This window comes from Streptomyces rapamycinicus NRRL 5491, assembly GCF_024298965.1.
Lineage (GTDB): Bacteria > Actinomycetota > Actinomycetes > Streptomycetales > Streptomycetaceae > Streptomyces > Streptomyces rapamycinicus.
On the sequence record NZ_CP085193.1, the window covers coordinates 8,201,352 to 8,223,868 of the forward strand.

Annotated in this window: 22 protein-coding genes; 10 read left to right on the top strand and 12 right to left on the bottom strand. The window is 70.4% G+C overall.

The genetic code is table 11. The features are described 5' to 3' along the window. Positions 1-57: 57 nt before the first annotated feature. The 5 genes from LIV37_RS34310 to LIV37_RS34330 all read right to left on the bottom strand — a co-directional run bounded on the left by LIV37_RS34310 (position 58) and on the right by LIV37_RS34330 (position 4,387). Positions 58-1,248 (bottom strand): NAD(P)/FAD-dependent oxidoreductase, encoded by a 1,191-nt coding sequence (locus LIV37_RS34310; RefSeq protein ID WP_185058013.1) that lies wholly within the window; start codon positions 1,246-1,248, stop codon positions 58-60. Then, complete coding sequence (locus LIV37_RS34315; RefSeq protein ID WP_121825096.1) at positions 1,245-1,442, bottom strand: ferredoxin; 198 nt, start codon at positions 1,440-1,442, stop codon at positions 1,245-1,247. Before LIV37_RS34315 ends, LIV37_RS34310 begins: the two co-directional genes overlap by 4 nt. Positions 1,443-1,504: 62 nt before the next feature. Next, complete coding sequence (locus LIV37_RS34320; RefSeq protein ID WP_020871672.1) at positions 1,505-2,749, bottom strand: cytochrome P450; 1,245 nt, start codon at positions 2,747-2,749, stop codon at positions 1,505-1,507. 169 nt (positions 2,750-2,918) lie between these two features. Beyond that, entirely contained in the window at positions 2,919-3,656 is a 738-nt protein-coding gene (locus tag LIV37_RS34325) for a sensor histidine kinase (RefSeq protein WP_020871673.1), read from the bottom strand. Continuing rightward, a complete protein-coding gene (locus tag LIV37_RS34330; protein ID WP_020871674.1) occupies positions 3,653-4,387 on the bottom strand; it encodes a response regulator transcription factor in 735 nt (244 codons plus the stop codon). The genes LIV37_RS34325 and LIV37_RS34330 overlap by 4 nt, the downstream gene beginning before the upstream one ends. 249 nt (positions 4,388-4,636) lie before the next feature. Here LIV37_RS34330 and LIV37_RS34335 point away from each other — a divergent pair, with 249 nt between their 5' ends. The 7 genes from LIV37_RS34335 to LIV37_RS34365 all read left to right on the top strand — a co-directional run bounded on the left by LIV37_RS34335 (position 4,637) and on the right by LIV37_RS34365 (position 12,230). Then, positions 4,637-5,992 carry a phosphatase PAP2 family protein gene (locus LIV37_RS34335; RefSeq protein ID WP_243146112.1) on the top strand — a complete coding sequence of 452 codons (1,356 nt, stop codon included), beginning with the start codon at positions 4,637-4,639 and terminating at the stop codon, positions 5,990-5,992. Between the two features lie 221 nt (positions 5,993-6,213). Further along, a complete protein-coding gene (locus LIV37_RS34340) occupies positions 6,214-7,509 on the top strand; it encodes a sialidase family protein (RefSeq protein ID WP_020871676.1) in 1,296 nt (431 codons plus the stop codon). Positions 7,510-7,579: 70 nt separating this feature from the next. Continuing rightward, entirely contained in the window at positions 7,580-8,137 is a 558-nt protein-coding gene (locus LIV37_RS34345; protein WP_020871677.1) for a YciI family protein, read from the top strand. After that, positions 8,134-8,688 carry a GNAT family N-acetyltransferase gene (locus LIV37_RS34350; protein ID WP_121824179.1) on the top strand — a complete coding sequence of 185 codons (555 nt, stop codon included), beginning with the start codon at positions 8,134-8,136 and terminating at the stop codon, positions 8,686-8,688. Before LIV37_RS34345 ends, LIV37_RS34350 begins: the two co-directional genes overlap by 4 nt. A gap of 202 nt (positions 8,689-8,890) precedes the next feature. Beyond that, positions 8,891-10,126, top strand: coding sequence for a hypothetical protein (locus LIV37_RS34355; RefSeq protein ID WP_020871679.1), 1,236 nt, complete (start codon positions 8,891-8,893; stop codon positions 10,124-10,126). A gap of 69 nt (positions 10,127-10,195) precedes the next feature. Continuing rightward, positions 10,196-11,581, top strand: a complete 1,386-nt coding sequence (locus LIV37_RS34360; RefSeq protein ID WP_121825095.1) for a sensor histidine kinase — start codon at positions 10,196-10,198, stop codon at positions 11,579-11,581. Positions 11,582-11,585: 4 nt separating this feature from the next. Continuing rightward, a complete protein-coding gene (locus LIV37_RS34365; RefSeq protein WP_020871681.1) occupies positions 11,586-12,230 on the top strand; it encodes a response regulator in 645 nt (214 codons plus the stop codon). Between the two features lie 61 nt (positions 12,231-12,291). Here the strand turns inward: LIV37_RS34365 and LIV37_RS34370 are convergent, their stop codons facing one another. The 5 genes from LIV37_RS34370 to LIV37_RS34390 form a co-directional block, all read right to left on the bottom strand. After that, positions 12,292-13,209 (bottom strand): AraC family transcriptional regulator, encoded by a 918-nt coding sequence (locus LIV37_RS34370; protein ID WP_020871682.1) that lies wholly within the window; start codon positions 13,207-13,209, stop codon positions 12,292-12,294. Positions 13,210-13,280: 71 nt separating this feature from the next. Further along, a complete protein-coding gene (locus LIV37_RS34375; RefSeq protein ID WP_020871683.1) occupies positions 13,281-14,189 on the bottom strand; it encodes a zinc-binding dehydrogenase in 909 nt (302 codons plus the stop codon). Between the two features lie 133 nt (positions 14,190-14,322). After that, the gene (locus LIV37_RS34380; RefSeq protein ID WP_185058014.1) at positions 14,323-15,312 is read right to left on the bottom strand and encodes an NsdA family TPR-like regulatory protein; all 990 of its coding nucleotides are present in this window, start codon (positions 15,310-15,312) and stop codon (positions 14,323-14,325) included. 188 nt (positions 15,313-15,500) lie between these two features. Beyond that, complete coding sequence (locus tag LIV37_RS34385) at positions 15,501-15,827, bottom strand: antibiotic biosynthesis monooxygenase family protein (RefSeq protein WP_020871685.1); 327 nt, start codon at positions 15,825-15,827, stop codon at positions 15,501-15,503. Between the two features lie 57 nt (positions 15,828-15,884). Further along, the gene (locus LIV37_RS34390) at positions 15,885-16,295 is read right to left on the bottom strand and encodes a DUF2000 domain-containing protein (protein WP_020871686.1); all 411 of its coding nucleotides are present in this window, start codon (positions 16,293-16,295) and stop codon (positions 15,885-15,887) included. 148 nt (positions 16,296-16,443) lie between these two features. On the opposite strand from LIV37_RS34390, the gene LIV37_RS34395 reads away from it, so the two are divergent. The 3 genes from LIV37_RS34395 to LIV37_RS34405 all read left to right on the top strand — a co-directional run bounded on the left by LIV37_RS34395 (position 16,444) and on the right by LIV37_RS34405 (position 20,351). Further along, positions 16,444-17,250: an AraC family transcriptional regulator gene (locus tag LIV37_RS34395; protein ID WP_243146263.1), complete on the top strand. Its 807-nt coding sequence runs from the start codon at positions 16,444-16,446 to the stop codon at positions 17,248-17,250. A gap of 282 nt (positions 17,251-17,532) precedes the next feature. Continuing rightward, on the top strand, positions 17,533-19,617 hold the full coding sequence (locus tag LIV37_RS34400) for a bifunctional glycosyltransferase 87/phosphatase PAP2 family protein (protein WP_020871688.1): 2,085 nt from the start codon (positions 17,533-17,535) through the stop codon (positions 19,615-19,617). Positions 19,618-19,718: 101 nt separating this feature from the next. Continuing rightward, positions 19,719-20,351: a superoxide dismutase family protein gene (locus LIV37_RS34405; protein WP_020871689.1), complete on the top strand. Its 633-nt coding sequence runs from the start codon at positions 19,719-19,721 to the stop codon at positions 20,349-20,351. Positions 20,352-20,404: 53 nt separating this feature from the next. On the opposite strand, the gene LIV37_RS34410 is transcribed toward LIV37_RS34405, so the two are convergent. Next, positions 20,405-21,004, bottom strand: a complete 600-nt coding sequence (locus LIV37_RS34410) for an HD domain-containing protein (protein ID WP_121825094.1) — start codon at positions 21,002-21,004, stop codon at positions 20,405-20,407. A 58-nt stretch (positions 21,005-21,062) separates the two neighbouring features. Then, positions 21,063-22,295 (bottom strand): cytochrome P450, encoded by a 1,233-nt coding sequence (locus LIV37_RS34415; protein ID WP_020871691.1) that lies wholly within the window; start codon positions 22,293-22,295, stop codon positions 21,063-21,065. Positions 22,296-22,517 lie beyond the last annotated feature (222 nt).

Below are 22,517 nucleotides of genomic sequence, written 5' to 3' on the forward strand. Positions count from 1 at the left end.
TCCGGGCGTACGCCACGCCGGGCCACGGCCCGTACACCGCGCGGTGCGGTGTACCCGCTACGCCCCTTCCGGGAGCAGTTCCCCCACCGCGTCCCGCCACGCCGCCCGCGTCGCGACCGCCTGCCGCCACGTGCGCACCGCCTTCGGTGGCATCCCGACGGCCAGCACACCGGCCACCCGGTCCCCGGAGCGGTAGACGGCCAGGAACTTCCGCTCCTCCAGTTCGCCCTCCACCACCGCGACTTCCTCATGGCCGCGCAGATACCCGTGCGCCTGGATGCGGAAGTCGTACTGGTCGGACCAGAAGTAGGGCACCGGGGCGAACGGCCGCCGCTCGTCCGGGCGGAGGAGGTTGCGGGCCACGGCCATGCCCTGCTCGGTGGCGTTGGTCCGGTGCTCGATCCGCATCGCGGTGCCGAACAGCGGATTGTGCCAGCGGGCCACGTCCCCCGCGCCGTACACACCCGGCGCGGCGGCGCTGTACTCGTCGCACTCCAGGCCGTCGCCCAGGGTGAGTCCGCTGCCCTCCAGCCAGCCGGTGTTGGGCACCGAGCCGATCGCGACCAGCACCTCGTCGGCCTCGACGAGGGTGCCGTCCGTCAGCCGTACCCCGCCGTCGGCCACCTCGGCCACCGCGACCCCGGTGCGCAGGTCCACGCCGTGGTCGTGGTGGGCCTGGGCGAGCATCCGGCCGACCCGCTCGCCGACCGCCGGGGCCAGCGGCACCGGGGCCGGTTCCAGCAGCGTGACCTCCGTGCCCAGCCCCCGCGCGACGGCGGCGGCCTCGGCGCCGAGGAACCCGGCGCCGACCACCGCCAGCCGCCGCCCCGGGCCCAGCCGGTCCCGCAGGGCCAGGGCGTCGTCCAGGGTGCGCAGCACATGCGCCCGCTCCCCGCCGTCGCCGGGCAGCCGGCGCGGGCGAACGCCGGTGGCGATGACCAGGCCGTCGTACGGCACCCGCGCCCCGTCGGCCAGCGCGACCGTACGGCCCGCGAGGTCGAGCCCGGTCGCGGCGACGCCGAGGCGCAGATCGAGGCCGAGCGCGTCCAGGTCGGCGGGGGCGCGCAGCGGCACCCGGTCGGGTTCCCACTGCCCGCCGAGGATCTGCTTGGACAGCGGTGGCCGGTCGTACGGGTGGTACGGCTCCTCGCCGATGAGCGTGAGCGTTCCCTCGTAGCCCTCCCGGCGCAGCGTCTCCGCCGCCGCCAGACCGGCGGCGGAGCCACCGACCACCACCACTTGCTTCACTTCTCGACCACCCGTATCGCCGCCGCCGGGCAGACCACCGCGGACTCCCGCACATCGGCGTGGAGTTCGGGCGCGGGCTGTTCGTCCAGCAGGACCACGATGCCGTCCTCCTCCCGCTGGTCGAACACATCGGGTGCGATCATCACGCACTGCCCCGACGCCACACACTTGGGCACATCGACTTCCACACGCATGGTGACTCCCTTGCCTTCGCCGCTGCCGTCCCCGCCGCCTTCGCCGCTCATGACGTCCAGGCTCATGACGTCCAGGCGACGGGCAGCTCGTAGACGCCGTAGACCAAACCGTCGTCTTTGAACGGTAGTTGGTCGATTCCGGTGGCCAGCCGCAGGGTGGGAATACGGCGGTAGAGCGTGCCGTAGACCACCTGGAGCTCCATCCGGGCCAGCGGCTGGCCCAGGCACTGGTGGACGCCGAAGCCGAACGCCATGTGGCGGCGGGCGTCGCGGCCGATGTCCAGCCGCTCGGGCTCGGCGAAGACCTCCGAGTCCCAGTTGCCGGTGCCGGTGTAGATGATGATGCCCTCACCGGCGCGGATGGTCTCACCGCCGATCTCGATGTCCTCCAGCGCGACCCGGCGGCGGCCGTTGTGCACGATGGTCAGATAGCGCAGCAGCTCCTCGACGGCCCGGGCGATCACCTTCGGGTCCTCGGTCTCCCGCAGGACGGCGAGCTGGTCGGGGTTCTCCAGGAGGGCCACGGTGCCGAGGGCGATCATGTTGGCGGTGGTCTCATGGCCCGCGATCAGCAGCAGTACGCCCATGTTGGCGGCGTCGCGCTGGGTCAGCTCACCGGCCGTGACCCGGGCGGCCAGCTCGGAGAGCATGTCGTCGGCCGGGTCGGCGAGTTTGGCGGCGACCAGCCCGTCCAGATAGTCGGTCAGCGCGTCGTTGGCGCCGACCACCTCCTCGACCGAGGACTGACGGTTGATCAGCAGCGAGCTGTTCCGCTGGAAGAAGTCGTGGTCCTCGTACGGCACCCCGAGCAGCCGGCAGATCACCAGCGACGGCAGCGGCAGCGCGAGCGCGCGCACCAGGTCCACCGGGGTCGGCCCGGCCAGCATGGCGTCGATCAGCTCGTCGGTGATCTTCTGGATCTCGGGCCGCATCGCCTCGATCCGCTTGATGGCGAACGGTCCGGTGACCATCCGGCGGATCCGGGCGTGCTCGGGGTCGTCCATGGTGACGAAGGACCGCCGCCGCCCGGCGTTCTCGCGGAAGCCGGCGCTCGCGTGCGGATACCCGGGCCGCGTGCTCTCGGCGCTGACCCGCGGATCGGCGAGCAGGGCGCGCTGGTCGGCGTACCCGGTCACCAGCCAGGGGGCGCTGCCGTCCCACAGCCGTACGCGCGCGACCGGCCGTTCGGTGTGCAGCGCCCGTGCGGTCGGGGGAGGGTCGAAGGGGCAGCCGGTCGCCCGCGGCATCGGAAACTCCGGAAGCGGCTCTTCCGCCTCGGGCGCGGTCTCTGCCAGCGTCTCGGTCATGTCTCTCCTCGGGTGGGGGTTCCGATGGGAGCGGAGCGTGAACCTTCGGGTCGGTGGGGACGGTGTCTTGGTGTTACGGGGACGCGAACCTTCGCGTTACGGGGGACGCGGACCTTCGCGTTCCGGGGACGTGATGACCAGCGAACCCGCTCGACCTGACTCCCCCCGGTCAGTTTCCTGACGAAACGCTGACAGTGGGGAAGGTCACGGTGACCGTGGTGCCGCGGCCCGGTGTGCTGCTCACGCTCACCTCGCCGCCGTGCCGCTCGACCACCCGCCGCACGATGGTGAGGCCGATGCCGCCGCCCAGCTCGATCCGGCCGTCCTCGTCGTGCGGGGAGGTGAGCCGGGCGATGTCCTGCGGGCCCATACCGGGACCCTGGTCGCTGACCGACAGCTCGACGCGCGGCGTTCCGCCGGTCCCGGCCCCCTCCCCGGTCCCGGTCCCGGCCGCCTCCTCGGCCGCCCGGCCGCGTACCGCCACGGTCACCGGGGACCCGGCGGGGGTGTGGCGCAGCGCGTTGTCCAGCAGATTGCGCACGGCGTGCCGCAGCATGCGGTTGTCGGCGACGACGGTCGCCCGGCCGGAGTTCTCGCGGGTGATGGGGCGCTCGGGGTCGAGCAGCCCGAGATCCGCCACCGCCTCGTCCGCCACGTCCCGCAGATCCACCGGCTCCATGTCAAGCGGCCGTACCCAGGAGACGTCCGCGCGGGGGAACACCTGCTGGACCGCCTGGTGCATATGGTCGGCCTCGTCCTGGATCCGGCGCAGGGCGCGCACCATCAGCGCGGGGTCGTCGCTGAGCCCTTGCAGCGGGAGCTCGGCCCAGCCCCGGATGGTGGTCAGGGAGGTGCGCAGCTCGTGCAGCAGGACCTCCAGCCGCTGCTGGCGCTCGTGCATGCTCATCCGGAGGCGAGTCCGCCGAGCCAGTAGCCGAAGCCGCGGCGGGTGTGGATCAGGGCGGGCCCGGCCTCGTCCACCTTGTGGCGGAGGCGGGAGATCAGCTTCTCGATGGCGTTGTCGCCGTATCGCCGGTGGTCCGCCACCCACAGATGCTCGCCGATCTGCTCCTTGGACAGCACCTGCCCGGCGTTGACCAGCAGATAGCGCAGCAGCCGGAACTCCGCCGGGGTCAGCTCCAGCGCCCGCCGCCCGCGCCGCGCCTGGCGGGTCGTCTCGTCCAGCACCAGATCGGCGTAGTGCGGCGAGGGCTCCTCCCGCCGCCGGCTGCGGGTGCGCAGCAGGGCCTGCACCCGGGCCAGCACCTCGGCGATCCGGAACGGCTTGGTGACGTAGTCGTTGCCGCCGATGCCGAGGCCGGTGACCAGCGAGTCGAGCGAGTCGCGGGCGGTGAGGAAGAGCACCGGCGGATGGTTCTCGTCGGCCGCCACCAGGCGCCTGCACACCGTGAAGCCGTCCAGATCGGGCAGCATCACATCGAGGATCACCAGGTCGGGCCGGTCCCGTCCGACCCGGTCGAGCGCCTCCCCGCCGGTGGCCGCGGTGCCGACCCGGTAACCGGCCAGCTCAAGGGTGGTCGAGAGCAGTTCGGCGATTCTCGATTCATCGTCGACGACCAGGATGCGCTGCCCGTTGCCACGGGCCGGCGCTGGTTTCTCGCTGACACTCCCGTACACGCCATGACAGTACGTGAACCGACCGTTCCGGGGCACGGGGGCCTTGACCGCGACCGAAGAGATCCGGACAGGGCGGAGCGGGATGCCTTACCGGACTGTGCGGCATCGCTCAGATAGCATGATCCGAACTCACGACGAGCGCCCCCATCGCCCGCCCTTCACCGGAAAACCGTGCTATCCGGTGCGAAGAGTGACCTACAGCCCACATCGAGCAAATCGGCCAAACAATTGATATCTATAGCATCGCGGGTGTTTTCGCGAATAAACAGCCGAATAACGTTCGCCGCGTGGCGCCGACCACGGACGGTGCTGTGGGCTGTGGCGGGTGTGGCGGTCCTCGGGTTCCTCGTCGCGCTGGAGGTCACGGCGCGCCGTTACGGTCTGCCGGGGCCGATAACCAATCAGGTGCAAGAGGTTGTATTCGCCCCCAAATCGGGCTTTCTGCTGTATGCCGGTATGGGCTTGATGATGGTGGTGCTCACCTGGCGGGAGCGGTTCATCGCCGCCGGTGCCGCGATCGGCATCGACATCGTCATCTTCCTGGTGCGGTGGGTGGCCGACGCGAAGGTGACCGAAGGGCACCCCTTCGGCAACGGCGCGCTGTGGGTGATGCTGGGCTGTGTGGTCATCGCGGTCACGCGCCGCACCGGCCGGGAACGCGCCCTGCTGCTGAAGGGCGTGGGGCTGGGGCTGCTGCTGGTGGCCGGCCGCAAGACCGGCGACACCTGGCTGCTCATCACGGCGAAGTCCCGCCCGACGGTGCTCGATCCTTACCTGGCGACCGCCGATCACGCGCTGGGCAACCCGTCGTGGCTGGCGGGCCGGATCGTCGAGGCCATGGGCCCGATCGGCGCCCACGTGCTCGACTACGTCTACATTCAGCTTCCGGTGGCCGCGGTCATCGTCTCGATTTATCAACTGCGCAACGTGTCGGTCGAGCGCCGCTTCCCGCGCCACCACCTGGTGCGTACCTTCCTTGCCATCGGCCTCCTCGGGCCGGCCATCTACATGGTCTTCCCGGTGGTCGGACCGATCTTCGCCTACGGCGGCGGCGCCTTCGGCACCGGTGGCGAGCACTGGGCGCTGGCCAACCTGTGGCCGCACACGCCGCCGCCCATCAGCGTTCCGCACTCGATGCCCTTCGACGAGATCACGCCACGCAACTGCATGCCCAGTCTGCATACGGCGTGGGCCACCTCGATCTTCATCCATTCCCGCCAGGGCCCACGGATCCTGCGGTTCGCGGGAACGTTCTGGCTCGTCGCCACGCTCGGCGCGACGCTGGGATTCGGCTACCACTACGGCGTGGATCTCATCGCGGGCGTGGTGTTCGCGCTCACGATCGAGGCGGCGCTGCGCTCGCTCGCACGTGGCTGGGACCGGTCGGGGACCCAACTGGTCGTCCACGGCGCGGCGGTCTTCGCCGCCCTCCTGGTGGCCTATCGCTATCTGCCGGTGGAGATGGCCGGACACCCATGGGTGTTCGGACCCCTTCTCCTGCTGGCGATGGGCTCGGTGATCCACGGCTATGTACGGACCACCAGGCTGTGGGAGCCGAAGGCCGCACCCGCGCTGCAACCGGAACCGCGGCCCGAAATGGTGTGAGCCGTGCTGACCGCAAGGCGGGCAGGGGCGGCCATGAGTCGGCCATGAGTCGGCCATGAGTCGGCCATAGGGCGGCCGTGGGGCGAGGTCGGTTAGCGATGCGTTAGCCGATCGGCAGAGGATCATCAGCGGCGGCGGACAGGCTGGTTGGCACAGGTCCCGAACGACGGAGACCGCCCGCGCCACAGGCGGGGACCACCCGCGCCACAGGGGGAGACTCAATGCCACGCCGCATCGCCCGCCAGCACGCTCGCAACGCCGCCGTCGCCACGGTGGCCGCCATCGCCGCCCTCGGGCTGGCCGCCTGCCAGGACACTTCGGACGGCGCCTCCGGAGCCGCGTCCTCCACCGCCTCCCAGCACTCCGGTTCCAAGGGCCCCGGCTCCTCCGACGCCGAGGCGAAGAACGGCGAGGGCAGCGCGGCGGCCCTGCGGAAGACGGACCCCAAGCCGCTGCGCGACGGCGCGGGCCTCTACCCCCGGGCGATCCGTCTGGAACACAACGGGAAGGACAACGGCCGCGTACTCGCTTCGACCGTCGTCCCGGGCGGCGGCAACGGCATCGGCGCCATTCAGGAGAGCACCGACGGCGGAGCGAACTTCAACCAGGTGGGCACCATCGCCGACCCCGCGTCCGCCGACGGCAAGGGGCTGTGCTGCTCGGTCCTCTACGAACTGCCGCAACAGGTCGGTGACATGCCGGCCGGCACGCTGCTGTGGGCCGCCTCCTTCGGCCAGGACGTACCCAAAGCCGACCGCCACATGTCGATACGCGTGTTCAAGAGCACCGACGTGGGACGCCATTGGAGCCACCTCTCCACGGTAGCCTCCGCGCCGGACGCCAACGGGCTGTGGGAGCCGGAGTTCTCCATCGACGCCGACGGCAACCTGGTCTGCCACTACTCCGACGAAACCGATCCGAACCACAGCCAGAAGCTCGTCGCCGTACGCTCACGGGACGGCGTCTCATGGGACGGCTTGCATGACACCGTCGCCAGTGCCCCGGTCTCCGACCGCCCCGGGATGGCGGTCGTACGGAAGGTGCCGGACGGCAAGTACGTCATGACGTACGAGATCTGCTCCGACGACCCCAAGTTCTCGTGCGTCGTGCACTACCGCACATCCCCCGACGGATGGGACTGGGGCGACCCCGCCAACCTCGGCACCCGGCCCCAGACGGCGAACGGCAAGTACTTCAAGCACGCGCCGACCCTGGCCTGGGCGCCGGAGGAGGGGAACCCGCAGGGCAAGCTGTTGCTGGTCGGACAGGTGATGTACAACGCGGACGGCAGCAAGGCCGAGGGCAGCGGGCGCACGGTCTGGACCAACAGCAAGGGCGGAGAGGGCGCCTGGAAGGAGATCCCGGCCCCCGTCGCCGTGAAGTCGGACAAGATCGACTTCTGCCCCAACTACAGCTCCAGCCTGCTGCCCTCGGCCGACGGCCGCCAGCTGCTGGAGATCGCGACCGACTACGACGGCGGAGTGTGCCGCCCGTACCACGGCACGGATGGCATGTGACCCCAGCCGCTGACCGGATCCCACCGATATCCGCTGTACCGGCCGCCCATGGGCCGAAAGACTGCCGCGCATGGAGTTCTTCTGCTACCACCGCGACCGGCCCGGCTCCCTGGCTCTGCGCCAAGAACTGGTCGAACAGCACTGGTCCTACATGGATCGGTATGCGTCGGAGATGATCGCCCGAGGACCGACCCTCTCCGACGCCGACGGGACCCCGACCGGCAGCGTCCACATCGTCGACCTGCCCGACCCGGCCGCCGCCCGCTCGTTCGCCTTCGACGAACCGGGCTACCAGGCCGGTGTGTACCGGGACGTACTGCTGCGGCGGTGGCGCGATGTGCTGGGTCGCACGATGTGGGAATTCCCCGGCGGCCGGACCGGCGGCAACCGATTCCTGGTCCTCGGCCTGGGCCTGGGCTCGGGCGAGGCCGCCGACGTCGCCGTACCCGCCGACCAGGACGAACTGATCGCCTACGGGCCACTCCTGTCCGACGACGAAAGCACATGGCTGGGCACAGCGGCACTGGTCCGGGCACCCGACCCGGAGACGGCCCGCGCCGTCCTGACCCCGGACGGGTACGCGGACATCGAGGTCCACCGCTGGCAGTTCGGCGGGCGGCCGTCATGACCCGCGCACTCGGACCCGTCGCCTGGCCACCCGCCCCGATAAGGACCGAACGGCTCGTGCTCCGCCCGTCCGAGGCCCGGGACCGTCCGACGTTCATCGAACTGCTCGCCTCACCGGAGGTGCACACCTACCTCGGTGGCCCTCGACCGCGTGATGAGCTCGAACGCGCGGTGCCCGAGATACCCGGGCGGCAGCCTGGCCTTTTCGTGATCGATTTCGACGGAGCGGTGATCGGGATGGTCAAGCTCGATCGGCACGACGCGGAGAGTCCGGGCCATGTCCGTCCGGACATCGGGGAGGCCGAGCTCGGCTACCTGTTCCTGCCGGAGGCGTGGGGACACGGGTACGCCGCCGAGGCGTGCGCGGCGGCACTCGACTGGTTCGCCGAAGCGCTTCCCGGCGAGTCGGTGGTGCTGCGCACCCAGACCGCCAACGAGCGCTCGATGCGCCTTGCGGCAAAGCTGGGGTTCACCGAGGTGGAACGGTACGAGGCCTACGGCGCCGAGCAGTGGTTCGGCGTGTGGTCCTCCTCGGCCACGCCGTCCGGTTGAGCGGTCCCAGTCCCTGGCCCCGGCCACCCCATGTCACGGCAACGAAGCCACGGGTGCGCGGTTGGGCCCGCAAGGCTGTCGTCCGCCCGGGCGGAAGATCCTGGCCGATCGGACCGGAAGCCTGGCCGGTCAGGCGACGCGGAGTCGGGAGAACGTTGGCTAGCGTCCTTTTCGGCAGGTATCACCACGGAGAGGAGGCACGATGGATCGGCGAACGTCCGACCGCGACGCCGACGTGACCACCGAGTTCGAGAGGGAAGTCGTCAAGCTGTTGCTGGAGGCGATGCGCGCGGTGGCCAAGCAGGAACGCGGGGACCTCGGTACGGAAAGTGTGCTGTATGCGCTCGTGTCGGGTGACTCGGCCGCGGGTTCCGCGATCGCGCCCGGGATGAGGGACTCCGGCTCGCTCAGCGCTTCGATCGGGTGCCGAGGGACATCCGTGTGGGTCAGCGACGACGCGGGGGACGGCACAGCGGGAAGCCCGGACGACGAGCGGGAGATCGACGCCTTGTGGCGGGGGGTCCGACAGGAGGAGGCCAAGAGGCTGCGCTGGAAGAACCGGAAGAAGAAGGAGGGGGAGGAGGGGGAGGAGGGGCACAGCCTTGAACTCCCGCCGATGACCGGTGCGGTGCGGACCTGTCTGCGCAAGGCGCTGGAGGCCGCACGGGAGGAGGGCACCATTTCCGTGCGCGTCCGCCATGTGGCGCGCGCACTGGTCGAGCTGCCCGGTACGCGTGCCCGCGAGGCCATGGTGGTGGAGAAGCTGGATGTCCCGGCTGCCTTGACCGCGCTCGACGCGTTGCGGGGAAGCGACGAGGCGCCGGAGCCCGGCTCGGTGTTGATGCTGCGCAAGGCGGGAACGTTCGGGAAGAGCGGTAATCCGCTGACCCGGAAGTTCACCGCCTGGATCTTCGGGGGCGGTGCCGGGTTCGGCTCCGCGGTCGTGGGCGCGGTGCGCGCGGAGGCACGACAAGCGGCGGTGCGGCGCGGGGCGTCGGAGATAGAACCCGTCGATGTGCTGCTGGGTATCCTGGCGCTGGACCGGTCGTTGACCGTCGCGGGACGTGAGCTGCCCGAGAAGCTGACGGGAGCGAACCAGGGGGCGGAACTGCTACGTCGATACGGCGCACGGCAGGATGCCGTCGCCCGACTACTGCTTCCCACCACCGGGGTCGCGGAGGAGGAGCCCCCGGAGGTCGGCGGCGCCGCCGACTTCGAGCGGCGGCTCCTGCACGTCACACAGTTCACCGCCGCCGCTCAGGACTCGCCCACGGTCGGCACGACCCACCTGCTGGCCGCGCTGCTGGACGAGACCGGGACGGACGCGGAGTCCGCGGCGGAGATCGAGCGTGTGCTGACCGAGAGCGGGGCGGACGTCGCCGGGCTGCGGGCGGAGCCGGAGCTCCGGGTCCCAGGCGGAGCGGCACATGCTGCCTGAGGCTGCGGCGGTTCGCCAACGCGTATGACCAGTGCGGTCGTTGAGAACGGCACCCACACGGAGGAAACCATGAGCCCGGCAGCGCGACCGTGGAGGCGGATGCGCCGCGAGGCCGCCGCTGTCCGGGAGGCGGTGCGCGCCGCGCCCCGGCGGACGGTCGTCACCGAGTCCGTACTCGCCGGCCTGGTCCTGCTGTGCTCGCTGGCGTCGGTTCCGCTGATTCCGCCCGCCCACCCGGTGTCGGTGGCCCTCCTGGGGGTGTGGGCGGCGCTGCTCGTGCCCGCGCGGCGGATGTACCCGACCCTCACGGTGCTGTGCTGCGTGCCGTTGATCGCCGGGGACAACGTGTGGGCCGCGGTGGTGGTGCCGTGTGTCGTGTGGTCCGCCGTGCGCCGCATCGCCTCCGCGCGGCGCGCCTGGGCAGTGGCCGGGGCGAGCGCCGCCGGCGCCGTGTTCGTATCGATTGCCGCCCAGTCCCTCAGCGGACTTCCGAAGATGTCGTACCTGGCCGCGGGCGCCGGCGTGGCCGCGCTGTTCATCCTGCTGCCCGCGCTGTCCGGCATGATGCTGGGGCGTCGCCGCCCGCTGACGGGGCTGCTGCGGGAACGCAACGCCTACCTCGAACAGACCCGCTTGCTCACCGACGAGGCGGCCCGCATGGAGGAACGGGCGCGCATCGCCTCCGAGATGCACGATCTGCTCGGCCATCGCATCGGCCTCATCTCCGTGCACGCCGGAGCCCTCCAGCTGGCCGCCGAACGACAGGCGCCCCCGCTGGCCTCCCAGGCCGAACTTCTGCGCACCACTGCCGGAACGGCCATGGACGAACTGCGCGGCATCCTCGGCGTCCTCCGTCACCAGTCCGGCGAGAACATCGGCGAGCGGGGGACCCACGAGGATCTCTCGGCCCTGGTCGCGGATGCCCGGAGCGCTGGGGCCGACGCCGAACTGCACTGGAACGCGACCAGGCAGACGGACGCGGACGCCCGCACCCGTCAGGCCGTCCACCGTGTCACCCGCGAAGGACTCACCAACGCGCTGAAGCACGCGCCCGGCGCGCCTGTCCGTGTGGCGTTCCACGACGAAGGGGAAACGCTGGTGGTCACCGTCGTCAACGATGCCCCGCCGGTGCCCTGTCCGCCCGGGAACGGGAACCGCAGTGGACTCATCGGCCTCCAGGAAAGGATCAGCCTGCTCGGGGGCGCCTTCCACGCCGGACCGCGCCCGGAGGGCGGCTTCGTCCTCTCCGCCCGTATACCCGTCCGGCCCGACTCGCCGCCCGTGTACGCCACTTCGCCCGGGCCGGTGTCCGGCGGGGCGGGCTCCCGGCCCCCGCTGTCCACGGATGTCCTCACGTGGCCCCGCCTCCTGGGCGGCGGCTGCGTGGGGATGCTCGTGTTGCTGCCGACGGTCGGCTTCACCATCGCCCTGCTGATCATGGCGGTTCTACACTGAACCCGTGATCCGAGTCCTGATCGCCGACGACGAGGCGCTGATGCGCACCGGGATCCGGCTTATCCTGGAGAACGACGACGAGTTCCATATCGTGGCCGAGGCACAGGACGCCCGCGAGGCCGTCGAGGCCTGCCATGTCCACCCCGTCGACGTGGCCCTCCTGGACATCCGCATGCCCGGGGACGGCATCACCGCCGTCGCCGAGATCACCCGGCACTCGCCCCGCACCCGGGTGGTGATGCTGACGGCCTTCGGCGAGGAATCGACCGTCACCAGCGCCCTGGGCGCCGGAGCCCACGGCTACCTCCTCAAGGACACCGGCCCCCGCGACCTCATCGACGCCGTACGCCGCGCCGCCGCCGGAGAACCCGTCCTCGCCCCGCAGGTCACCCGCCAACTCGTCGACTTCCGGACCCGGCTGGGCCAGGGCAGCGACGCCGCATCACGTCGGCTCGCGGACCTGACACCGGCCGAACGGGACGTCCTCCGGCTGCTGGGCACCGGCCTCTCCAACGCCGAGATCGCCGTACAGCTCCACCTGAGCTCCGGCACGGTCAAGGCCCACATCAGCAGCATCCTCACCCGCACCCACTGCACCAACCGGGTCCAGGCGGCGGTGCTGGCGCAGGTGGCGGGGCTGCTCGACTGACGCCCGGGCAGGCCACACAGCCGCACACCTTTCCGCCACGAGAGCCGCCTTCAGGGGGGGCTCACGTGCGAAGTCGAGAACGGTACTCGCCCGGGGCCATGCCCCGGGCACGTCGGAAGGCACGGCTGAAGGTGTGCGGAGAGCCGTATCCGACCGCACTGGATATCGACTCGACCGGCTCATCGGTATCGCGGAGCCGGACGGACGCCAGGTCGATGCGCCACTGCGTCACGTACGCGCCCGGCGTCTGTCCGAGGGCGGACCGGAAGTGCCTGGTCAGCGTTGCCCGGGAGACGCTCGTCGCGGCGGCCAGGGTCTCCGTGGTCCAGAGGCGTTCCGGTTGGGCGTGGACACATGCCAGGGCGTCGCGCACGACCGGATCACGCATCGCTCCCAGCCATGAGCCGGACCGCTCCTCCGGATGGCGGGCCAGCCAGGCGCGTACGAACTGGACGAGCAGAAGGTCGACGATGCTGTTGATGGCGGCGGTGGTGCCGATCTGCGGCTGTGCGAGCTCCGCCGCGAGGAGTTCGACGGTCCTTCTGAGCTGCGCGTTCTGGCGGGCTGTGACGTGCATCGGCCGGGCGAGGGAGGTGAGCACCGGTGTGCTCACCTCCGGGTCCTGCTCATAGTGCAGGACGATCACTTCCGTCTGCACCGGCGCCGAGCCCAGCCGCAGGGCTCGGCCATCGCCAAAAGCCCGGGCCGCCGCCTCACGGTCGCAGGAACCCATCGTCACGCCGGCGCCGCAGGCTATCCCGTGTGCGGTGCCCGGCGACACCAGGACGGCGTCTCCGGCCTGCACCTGAAGAGGTTTCTCGCCTGTGACGTGGAGCCACATCGTGCCACGGGACACCACGTGCAGCGCCGCTCCCGGATAGGAGTCCAGCCACAGGCCCCAGGTTCCTCCAGCCTCCAGCATGACCCCGAGCGCGCCACGCGCACCCGAAACCCGCAAGACCTCCGCCAGCACGTCCATGGGTCCATTCTCGTTCACCGCCGCGAACCGCCCACCGGCGGGCGACGGCGCACGCGCCCTCGTTCACGGCTTCAGGCCACGTCGAGAACGACCTTTCCGTGCACCTTCCGCGCGAACAGCGCCCGGACGGCGTCGTCCACGTCCTGCCAGTCGCCTCGCAGTCCGACCGGTGCCGAGAGCCGTCCGGCGGCCAGGAGGCCCAGCAGGTCCGTCAGCTCCCCGCCGGTCGGCGTCATATCGCCGTAGGTGGCGATGGAGCGGGGTTCGCCGAAGCCGAACAAGGCCCCTGACGGGAACGTGGTTTCCTGCCCCGAGGAGTAACCGACCAGGTGGATGGTGCCGCCCTCGGCGAGGGAACTCCACGCCTGGCCCACCAGCGGCCCGCCGACCGTGTCCAGGACGAGGTCGAACCGGTCCACGGTCCCGGCCAGGTCGGTCAGGACCTCGTCGGCGCCGAGTTCGCGGAGTCCGGCGGCCCGGTCCGGCGAACCGACGAGTGCCGTCACCCGGGCGCCCGCCAGCGCCGCCAGCTGGACGGCGAAGTGCCCCACGCCCCCGCTGGCGCCGGTGACCAGGACCTCGCGCACCAGCAGGGAACGCTTGCGCAGCACCCGCAACGCGGTGACTCCGGCGATCCCCAGCGCGGCGGCGTCGGCCAGGTCCACGCCCTCGGGGACGGTGCCGAGCGAGGCGGGACTGACCGCTACCCGCTCCGCCCACGCGTGGGGAGCCATTCCCAGTGCGACGCGCGCACCTTCGGGTGGCCCCGAGCCGTCGGACGCGGCACGCACCACGACCCCGGCCGCGTCGTGACCGTGCACGGCGCCGGCCGGCCACTGGCGCACGTAATTCAGCTCTCCGAAGTTGAGACCGATGTGCCGTATCTCGACCAACGCCTCGTCGCTGGACGGCACGGGCTCATCGACATCGGCGAACCGGACGGGTCCGGCCTCGCCGTGATCGACCACAAGGGCGCGCATGGGTGTGTTTCCTTCTCTCGTGGATGCGCCTGAACACTCGGCGCGATACGCAAAACCCTTACGCACGGCCAGGACGGCGACCAGTCCCGTGAGAATCAATCAGTTGACGATCTGTGTCAGCACGACTCGCGTATCACAGCGTGAATGGGTCCTCCTCGAGCTTTTCCGCCAGGTGCTCAAGAGTGTCGGTAAGGCTTGTCGGCGCACCGTTCAGCGTTTCGTGCCGCTTGGCGACGTGACCGATGAGGCGGAGGGTCCGTCCCGAGGAGATTCCGGGTGCGGCGGTGACCAGGGACCCGATGATGTCTTCCGCGTCGCGCCAGGCATTGACGTCCAGTAGGCATTGTGCGAGCCGTGCGGATGACATACTTGCGTAGCCGGTCCCGACGCCACGCCCTGGTTGTGCGGATTGCAGTAGCCGCTCGATGGCTTTCCGCACATCACCTGCGATCTGAAGTGTGTGACCCCAGTGGCCGTCGATTTCCCTGTCGGTCAACCACCATGACCAGTCCGGTTCGCCGACGTCGTTACCGTCCTCGACGAGTGACCGGGCGCGTTGAAGCGACTCGATGGCATCCGACGTACGTCCCGTGCCGACCAGTCCCTTCGCTTCACGCATGCGGAACATCGCCTCGACGCGCGGGGAGAGCCGCCTTCGGTTGAGCACCGACCGGGCAATGGCCAGCGCCTCTTGGTTCCGTCCGCGCCATTCACTGTGCATCGCCATGTTCTGCAGCGTCAGCAGTGCGATGGAGCGGTCCCCCGAGAGGTTCGCGAGGAACAGCGCCTCTTGGTTGAAGCGCCGGGCGGCGCCGTCTCTTTCCGCGTCAAACAGAGCCCAGCCGGTTATTTCGGCGAGTTCGGCGGCCGCCGACTGAATGTCGCGCTCGTACCGGGGGTCGAAGTCTCCCGCTCCGAGCCGCCGATGCACGACCTTGAACGCACGGCCTGCGGGCTCCGCGATGGATACTCCGCTGAGTTCGTTGTCCAGGACGACCAGGCGATGGGAAGTCTCCCGGATGGCCTGTACGAAGTCGGCTCCGCGTGCTTCGTTGAGCCCGAGTATCCGGTCAGTGATGGCCGGTGATTCAGTCGCTTCCTGGCTGAACTCCCCGCTGCTCATGGTGACCAGGGTACGGCTTGTCACCGCGTAGTCACCAGGCGATCACCAACCGCGACCGCGCATTCCCGGTTGTCTTGACGTACGTAAGGACCGCTAATGAGAGCGACAACATGTCGGACACGGTGAAGGGCCACCGTCAGCCCCCTGGCCTTGGCCAGGGGGCTGACGGTGGCGGCAAGGGGTCCGGGTCAGCCCTGCTTCGGCGCCGCCTGCTGGACTACCTCGAAGGACCACAGGGTGGAGCCGGACGCGGCGGGCTTCTGCTGGGGGGCGTCCTCACCGCCGCGCTGGTGGGCCGCCTTCATCGGGCCCTCCATCCACGCCTGGAAGTCCTCCTCGCTGCGCCAGCGCGTGTAGACGAGGTACTGGTCGGTCCCCTCGACCGGACGCAGCAGCTCGAACCACTCGAAGCCGTCGGAGCCCTCCACGGACCCGGCGCGCGACGCGAAGCGCTTCTCCAGCACCTCGCGCTGTTCCTCCGGCACGGTCAGCACATTGATCTTGACTACGCTCATGGCCCCATCTTGCCGCAGCCCCTGCCGCCCGTCGGCGGCGCCTCACCCGGCCGTCCCTCAGCCGTGCAGCGCCAGGCCCTTCGTCACCTTGTCCACCTGGCCGCGCGGCCCGTAGACCGCGAGGCCGACCAGGTTCAGGGCGTCGGCCTCGACGGCGCGGACCGTGGCGCGGTTGTCGTCCTCGTTGTCGGTGGCGAAGAGGTCCTCGGTGTAGAGGGACATCGTCAGGTCGCGGGAGAGGGCGCGGGCGTGGGTGCGGGTGAGGGCGGGGGTGTCGGCGGTGTAGACGAGGACGGGCTCGCGGAACATCGGAAGGTAGACATTGCCGGAGGCGTCCTCGTACGGCTTGCCGACGATCTCGTCCGAGGCGTGCGCCAGGCCGCTGGAGAGGAAGGCGGTCACGTTCAGCTTCTGCCAGTCGGCGAGGTCGGAGCGGACGATGACGGCGATCTTGGTGTCGAAGCGCATGCCGTCACTCTCGCCACTGCCGCGATCTGCGGTCTTGAACGCTCGTGCGCCACGGCACAATGGATCCGTGGACGCCGTCGGAGAAGGGGAGCGGGGCCGGGAGGACTGGGCCCGGTACTGGCGTGATCCCGACCGGCCCGTGGAGGCCATGCACGCGCACTTTTTCAGCCATCGTTTCCATCCCCACAGCCATGACACCTACTCCTTCGCCGTGACCGAGGTCGGCGCCCAGCGCTTCCGGTGCCGGGGTGCGCTGCGCACCAGCGGGGCGGGGATGGTGATGGTCTTCAATCCCGACGATCCGCATGACGGGGAGGCGGCCGCCGAGCTCGGCTACAAGTACCGCATCGTCCACATAGGTCCCGATGTGGTGCGGAACGTCCTCGCCGATGTGGCCGACAGTTCGGACGGCCGGGCGGCGCTGCCGCTGTTCGACCGGCCCGTGGTGTCCGATCCGCTGCTGCCCCGCGCCCTGCTGCGGCTGCACACCGCCCTGGTCGGCGGGGCCGGGCCGCTGGTGCGGGACGAGCGGCTGACCGCGGCCGTCGGGGCGATGGTGCGGCGCGGGGCCACCGGGCCGCTGTGGGCCCGGGAGCTCGCCGACGGGAGCGGCGAGCAGCTGCGGGCCGCGCGGCGGGCCAGGGCGCTGCTGGAGGAGGCGTACGCGGAGGAGGTCCCGGCGGCACGGCTCGCGGAGGCCGCCGGGTGCAGCCGCTTCGCGCTCTACCGGGCGTTCCGCACCGCGTACGGGATGGCGCCGAGCGACTTCCAGCGGCAGCTCCGGCTGCGCCGGGCGCGCGGGCTGCTGGTGGCGGGCAGCAGCGCGGCGGAGGCCGCGGCCCAGGCGGGTTTCGCCGACCAGAGTCACTTCCACCGCTGGTTCGTACGGTGCTTCGGTGTGACGCCGGGAACATTTCAGCGCGCGGCGAGTCCCGATTCGCGGCGCGCCCCGTGACCCTGATGAAATTGGCCCGGACCATACGGACCCTCGCGGAGCGCAAGGGACCCTGTCAAAGCCTGACATCTTTCGGACAACCCCGGACGACAGTCAGGTGAAGAGGGGGTATTCCGCGTCTGAGTAGTGGGCTCAGTAGGGTCTCCAAACATCCGGGACAGATGAAGAGGGCGAGTGGGGGAGCGGCACGGCGTGGCGAACGTGGAGCGGAGCGGACTGGGGAGAAGCCCGGACACGGGGCCGGCCCCCGGCGCCGTAGGGGCGCGGACGTCACGGACCAGAATGGGGCTCGTGGCCCTGTGGCTCCTGGCGGGCGTGCTGGCGGTCCGTCAGGCGGCGGCGGTGCTGCGGCTGCCGCCCGATGAGCGGCTGACCGATCTGGAGACCTGGATCGGCGACCGCGGTGTGCTGCATGTCAGCGGGTCGCTGTACGACGGGGACTCCTTCACCGGCACCCCGTTCTCCGGGCTCGTCCTCAAACCGCTGACCCGGGCCGCCGAGCAGAGCCTCGGGGTCGCCTGGACCTTCGGCACCCTGCTGCTGGTGGTCGTCCTCGGGCTGGTCGTGGCCCGGTCGCTGCCCGGCCCGGTCTCCCGCCGCACCTCGCTGATCGCCGCACCGCTGGCCATCAGCCTGCTGGTGCTGTCGCTTCCGGTGCGCAACACCTTCACCCTCGGCCAGACCAGCATCATCCCGGTGCTCCTGGTCGTCCTCACCGTGCTGCCCAGAACCTCCGGGCGGCAGGCCGGTGTGCTCATCGGCGTGGCCGCGGCACTGCAGCCCGCGCTGCTGCTGTTCGCCGTCCTGCTGTGGCTGATCGGACGGCGCCGGGCCGCCGTGCTCGCGGGCGCCACGTTCGCCGTGTGCACCGCGCTCGCCTGGGCGGCCATGCCGCACGACTCGGGGACGTACTGGGGGCATCACATCGGCGGCTTCGGGCTCGGCGCCCCCGCCGACAGCCTGGCCAACCAGTCGCTGCACGGACTGCTGCTGCGCATCGGCGTCGAGGGCCCGATGGAGCTCGCGCTGCTGGCCGTGCTCGGGGTCGTGGTCGCGGTGATCGGCCTGCGGCGCGCGGTGCGCTACGCGAGGGACGGGCAGTTGCTGCTCGCCGCCGCCATCACCGGCAGCGTGGCGCTCGCGGTCTCGCCCACCTCCTGGCTCCACCAGCAGCTGTGGATCCTGCTGGCCGTGGTCGGCCGGGTGGGGCGGCGCGGCTCCGACCGGCTGGTGTGGCCGGTTCTGGTCGTACTGGCGATGTCGCTCAACCGCACCGCGCTGCTGCCCGACATCGAGATCCTCGGCCATATCGGCTACAATGCGCCGCTGCTCGCGGCGCTCGCCGCCGCCTGTCTGGTGCCGTTCCTCTCCCGCACCTCGCCCCGGTGGGACGACCCCGAGCCGACGCCGGTCGCCGAACCGGCCAGGAGCCGCTTCGCCTGGGTGCCGCTGCTGCGCGTCCTCAAGCGGCCGCTGTCCCGCCCGAACCTGATGCTCGAACTGATGCTGATCCGCGTCGGCTACTTCGCCTACTCCTGGATCCGTGGCCACGCCCCGGACGAGCGCGCCGTGGCCGAGGGCCACGGAGACCAGGTGCTCACCCTCGAGGGCTGGCTGCACATCGACATCGAGCACTGGTTCAACGCCATCGTGGCCGACACCGGATGGCTCAAAGACTTCATGAACTGGTACTACAGCACCTTCCACTTCCTGATTCCGCTGTCCCTGCTGGGCTGGCTGTATCTGTGCCGTCCCGCGACCTACCGCTGGGCCCGCACCCCGCTGGCCTTCGCCACGCTGCTCGCCCTGGTCGGCTTCTGGCTCTACCCGCTGGCCCCGCCGCGGCTGATGGGGCTCGGGTACGTGGACACCGCGCACGGTCCGCAGGATCTGAGCAACCCGGACTTCGGCGCGCTCACCAAGCTGTCCAACCAGTACGCGGCCATGCCGTCGCTGCACGTGGGGTGGTCGCTGTGGTGCGGGGTGGTCATCGCGATCGTGGCGCCGTACCTCTGGGCGAAGGTGCTCGGCATCCTGTATCCGCTGCTGACGACGGCGGTCATCGTGGGCACCGCCAACCACTATGTGCTGGACGCGATCGGCGGCGCGGTCATCGTCACGGCCGGGTTCGCGCTGCAGTACGTGTTCCTCGGCGTGGGCGGGCGCCCGCACGAGGAGGCGCCACCGCTGTCGGCGACGATGGGCGCCGCGGTCGCCCGGGCCAGGGGGCTGGTCCCGGGGCTGGTACGGCAGCGGGGCGGACAGCACGACGACGCCGAGCCCGCGGAGAAGACCCAACCAGGGGCCGGTGAGTCCCCCGAAAAGGGGGCCGGGGCTCGCGTTGAGCAGCATGACCAGCGGGTCTAGCGTGGTGAGAAGGGGGGGCGGAAAGGCGTGAAAACGCGTTAAACGGGGGGACCTGGGAATCGAGACGGGGAGCGGGGACCCCGACCGAGGAGGGATCAAGGATGTCCCTGGTGAAGGCAGTAACCGCGGCGGTCGCGATGGGCGCCTCAATGGCTATCGCGACACCCGCGGTCGCCGCGCCGCCCCACCCCTTCGTCTTCGTCCACGACCAGTTCCAGCCGGCGTCGCAGGCGAAGACCGCCGGTGCGGTGACGTACGACAAGTCGCTGGTGCCGACGTCCGCGTCGGTGTTCATCGCGGAGGCGCGGCTGAGCGGCAAGGGCATGAAGAACCACCACGAAGGTGGTGAGGGCCACGGCGAGTACAAGATGCACAAGGGCACGTTCGTGTTCATCAGCGTGCGTGGTCTCGCGGCCGATCACCACTTCGGGATCCACGTCCACACGAAGCCGTGTGGCACCAAGCCCGACTCGTCGGGGCCGCACTACCAGAACAAGCAGGACCCCAAGCAGCCCTCGACCAACCCGAAGTACGCCAACCCGCACAACGAGGTGTGGCTGGACCTCACCACCAGGGGCAACGGCAAGGGCTGGGCCAAGTCCTGGGTGAAGTGGAACTTCCGGCCCGATGAGGCCCGTTCCGTGGTGATCCACAAGCATGCGACGGGCACCACGTCGGGCAAGGCCGGACAGGCGGGCGCCCGGGTGGCGTGTGTGAACGTGCCGTTCAAGTAGCGGCGTTCCGCGCGTCGCGCGTCGCGCGGCACTCGGCGGAGGGCGGGCAGGCCTCACGGCGGCAGCAGTCCGCCCTCCACCGAGGCGTCCCTGATCTCCTCGTACAGCGCGCGCAGCGTCTCGCTCACGGCCACCCGCGGCAGATGCAGCCCGTCCAGCGCCTCGGCGTCCACGGGAGCGTGGCTGTCGGTGGCCATGTCGCCCCAGCCCTGGCCGGTCAGACAGCGCATCAGGGTGGGGTTGAGCCGGTCCACCCCGCGCACCAGGCACGCCTCGGGCGTACGGCCCTCCTCGTACTCCCGCCACAGCGCGAGGAGTTCGGCCCCGAGCGGCGCGGGGAGCGAGGCGAAGCGCGGTGGCTCACCGCCCGCGGCGCCCCGCTCCACCGCGTCCATCTCGACGAGGTCGTGCATCAGGCAGAGCTTGATCATCTTGGTGAGGTCGAGTCGCTGCCCGGCCTCGCGCTCGAACTCGGCGTGCAGGATCCAGCTCACCATCGCCAGGTGCCAGGAGTGCTCCGCGACGCTCTCCTTGCGCTCCGGGGTGGCTTTGTTGGCGCGCTCGATCTCACGGAGGCGGGCGGTGAGGGCTATGAAGTCGAAGAGTCTTCGACGGCCGCCCGCCGCGCCGTGCGGGCCGTACATCTCGCTCATGGCGGTCAGTGTGCTCCCGCCCGGGTGGTTGCGGGACTCCTGGCGCGGCACGAACAGCTTACGTGTAGGTCACCCTGAGCTCCTTGATCCCGTTCAGCCAGGCCGAGCGCAGCCGCCGGGGCTCACCCACGAGCCGGATGTCCGGGAGGGTGTCCGCGATGGCGTTGAAGATCAGCCGGATCTCCAGCTCCGCCAGGCTCTTGCCGAGGCAGAAGTGCGGTCCGCCGCCGCCGAAGCCTAGGTGGGGATTGGGGTCGCGGCCGATGTCGAAGACCTCCGGGCCGTCGAAGACCTCGGGGTCGTTGTTGGCGGAGGAGTAGAAGACGCCGACCCGCTGGCCCGCCTCGATGCGCTGTCCGCCGAGTTCGGTGTCCTGGGTGGCGGTGCGCTGGAAGGACATCACGGGGGTGGCCCAGCGCACGATCTCGTCGGCGGCGGTGGCGGGGCGCTCGGCCTTGAACAGCTCCCACTGGTCGGGGTGGGTGAGGAAGGCGTGCATCCCGTGGCTGATGGCGTTGCGCGTGGTCTCGTTGCCGGCGACGGCGAGCAGCAGTACGAAGAAGCCGAACTCGTCCGAGCCCAGATTGCCCTCGTCCTCGGCGGCCACCAGCCGGCTGACGATGTCCTTGGCCGGGCACGCCTTGCGGTCGGCGGCGAGGTTCATGGAGTACGAGATCAGCTCCATGGCCGACTCGGCGCCGATCTCCTCGGTGATGGCCAGCTCGGGATCGTCGTACGCGACCATCTTGTTGGACCAGTCGAAGATCTTGGACCGGTCCTGCTGGGGGATCCCGATGAGTTCGGCGATCGCCTGCAGCGGCAGTTCGCAGGCCACATCGGTGACGAAGTCCCCGCTGCCGCTCTCCCTGGCCCCGGCCACGATGCGGGTGGCGCGGTCGCGCAGGGCGTCCTCGAGGGCGCGGATGGCGCGCGGGGTGAAGCCGCGCTGGACGATCTGGCGGACCCTGGTGTGCTCGGGCGGGTCCATGTTCAGCATGATCAGCTTCTGGACGTCGATCTGATCGCGCTGGATGTGCTCGTTGAAGCGGATGATCGCGGTGTTGGCGTGGGAGGAGAAGATCTCCGGCCGGGTGGAGACCTCCTTGACGTCGGCATGGCGGGTGACGGCCCAGTAGCCGTCGTCGTCGAAGCCGGCCACGCCGTGTGGCTGGGGGATCCAGCACACGGGCGCCGTCTGCCGCAGCCGGGCGAGCTCCGGGAGTGGCACCCGATGCTGATGGAGGTCGGGGTCGGTGAGGTCAAAGCCTTCGGGGAGCGCTGGGCAGGACATCGGCCACTCCAGAGATCTGACGGCCTATCAGAAGTGTCCGCAAGGTAGTAACGGGTTCTACAAGTAGCAAGAGAAATCGCGGCCATTGTTTCGGGGGATCGATGCCCCCCTTGGTCCGCTCAACCCCTGCACAACCCTTGCGCCGCCGGGCCGGGTCTCAGCAGACTGAGCTGAAGAACTAGAACGCGTACTAGTTCTGACTGCGGGCGCTGCCGGGAGCCC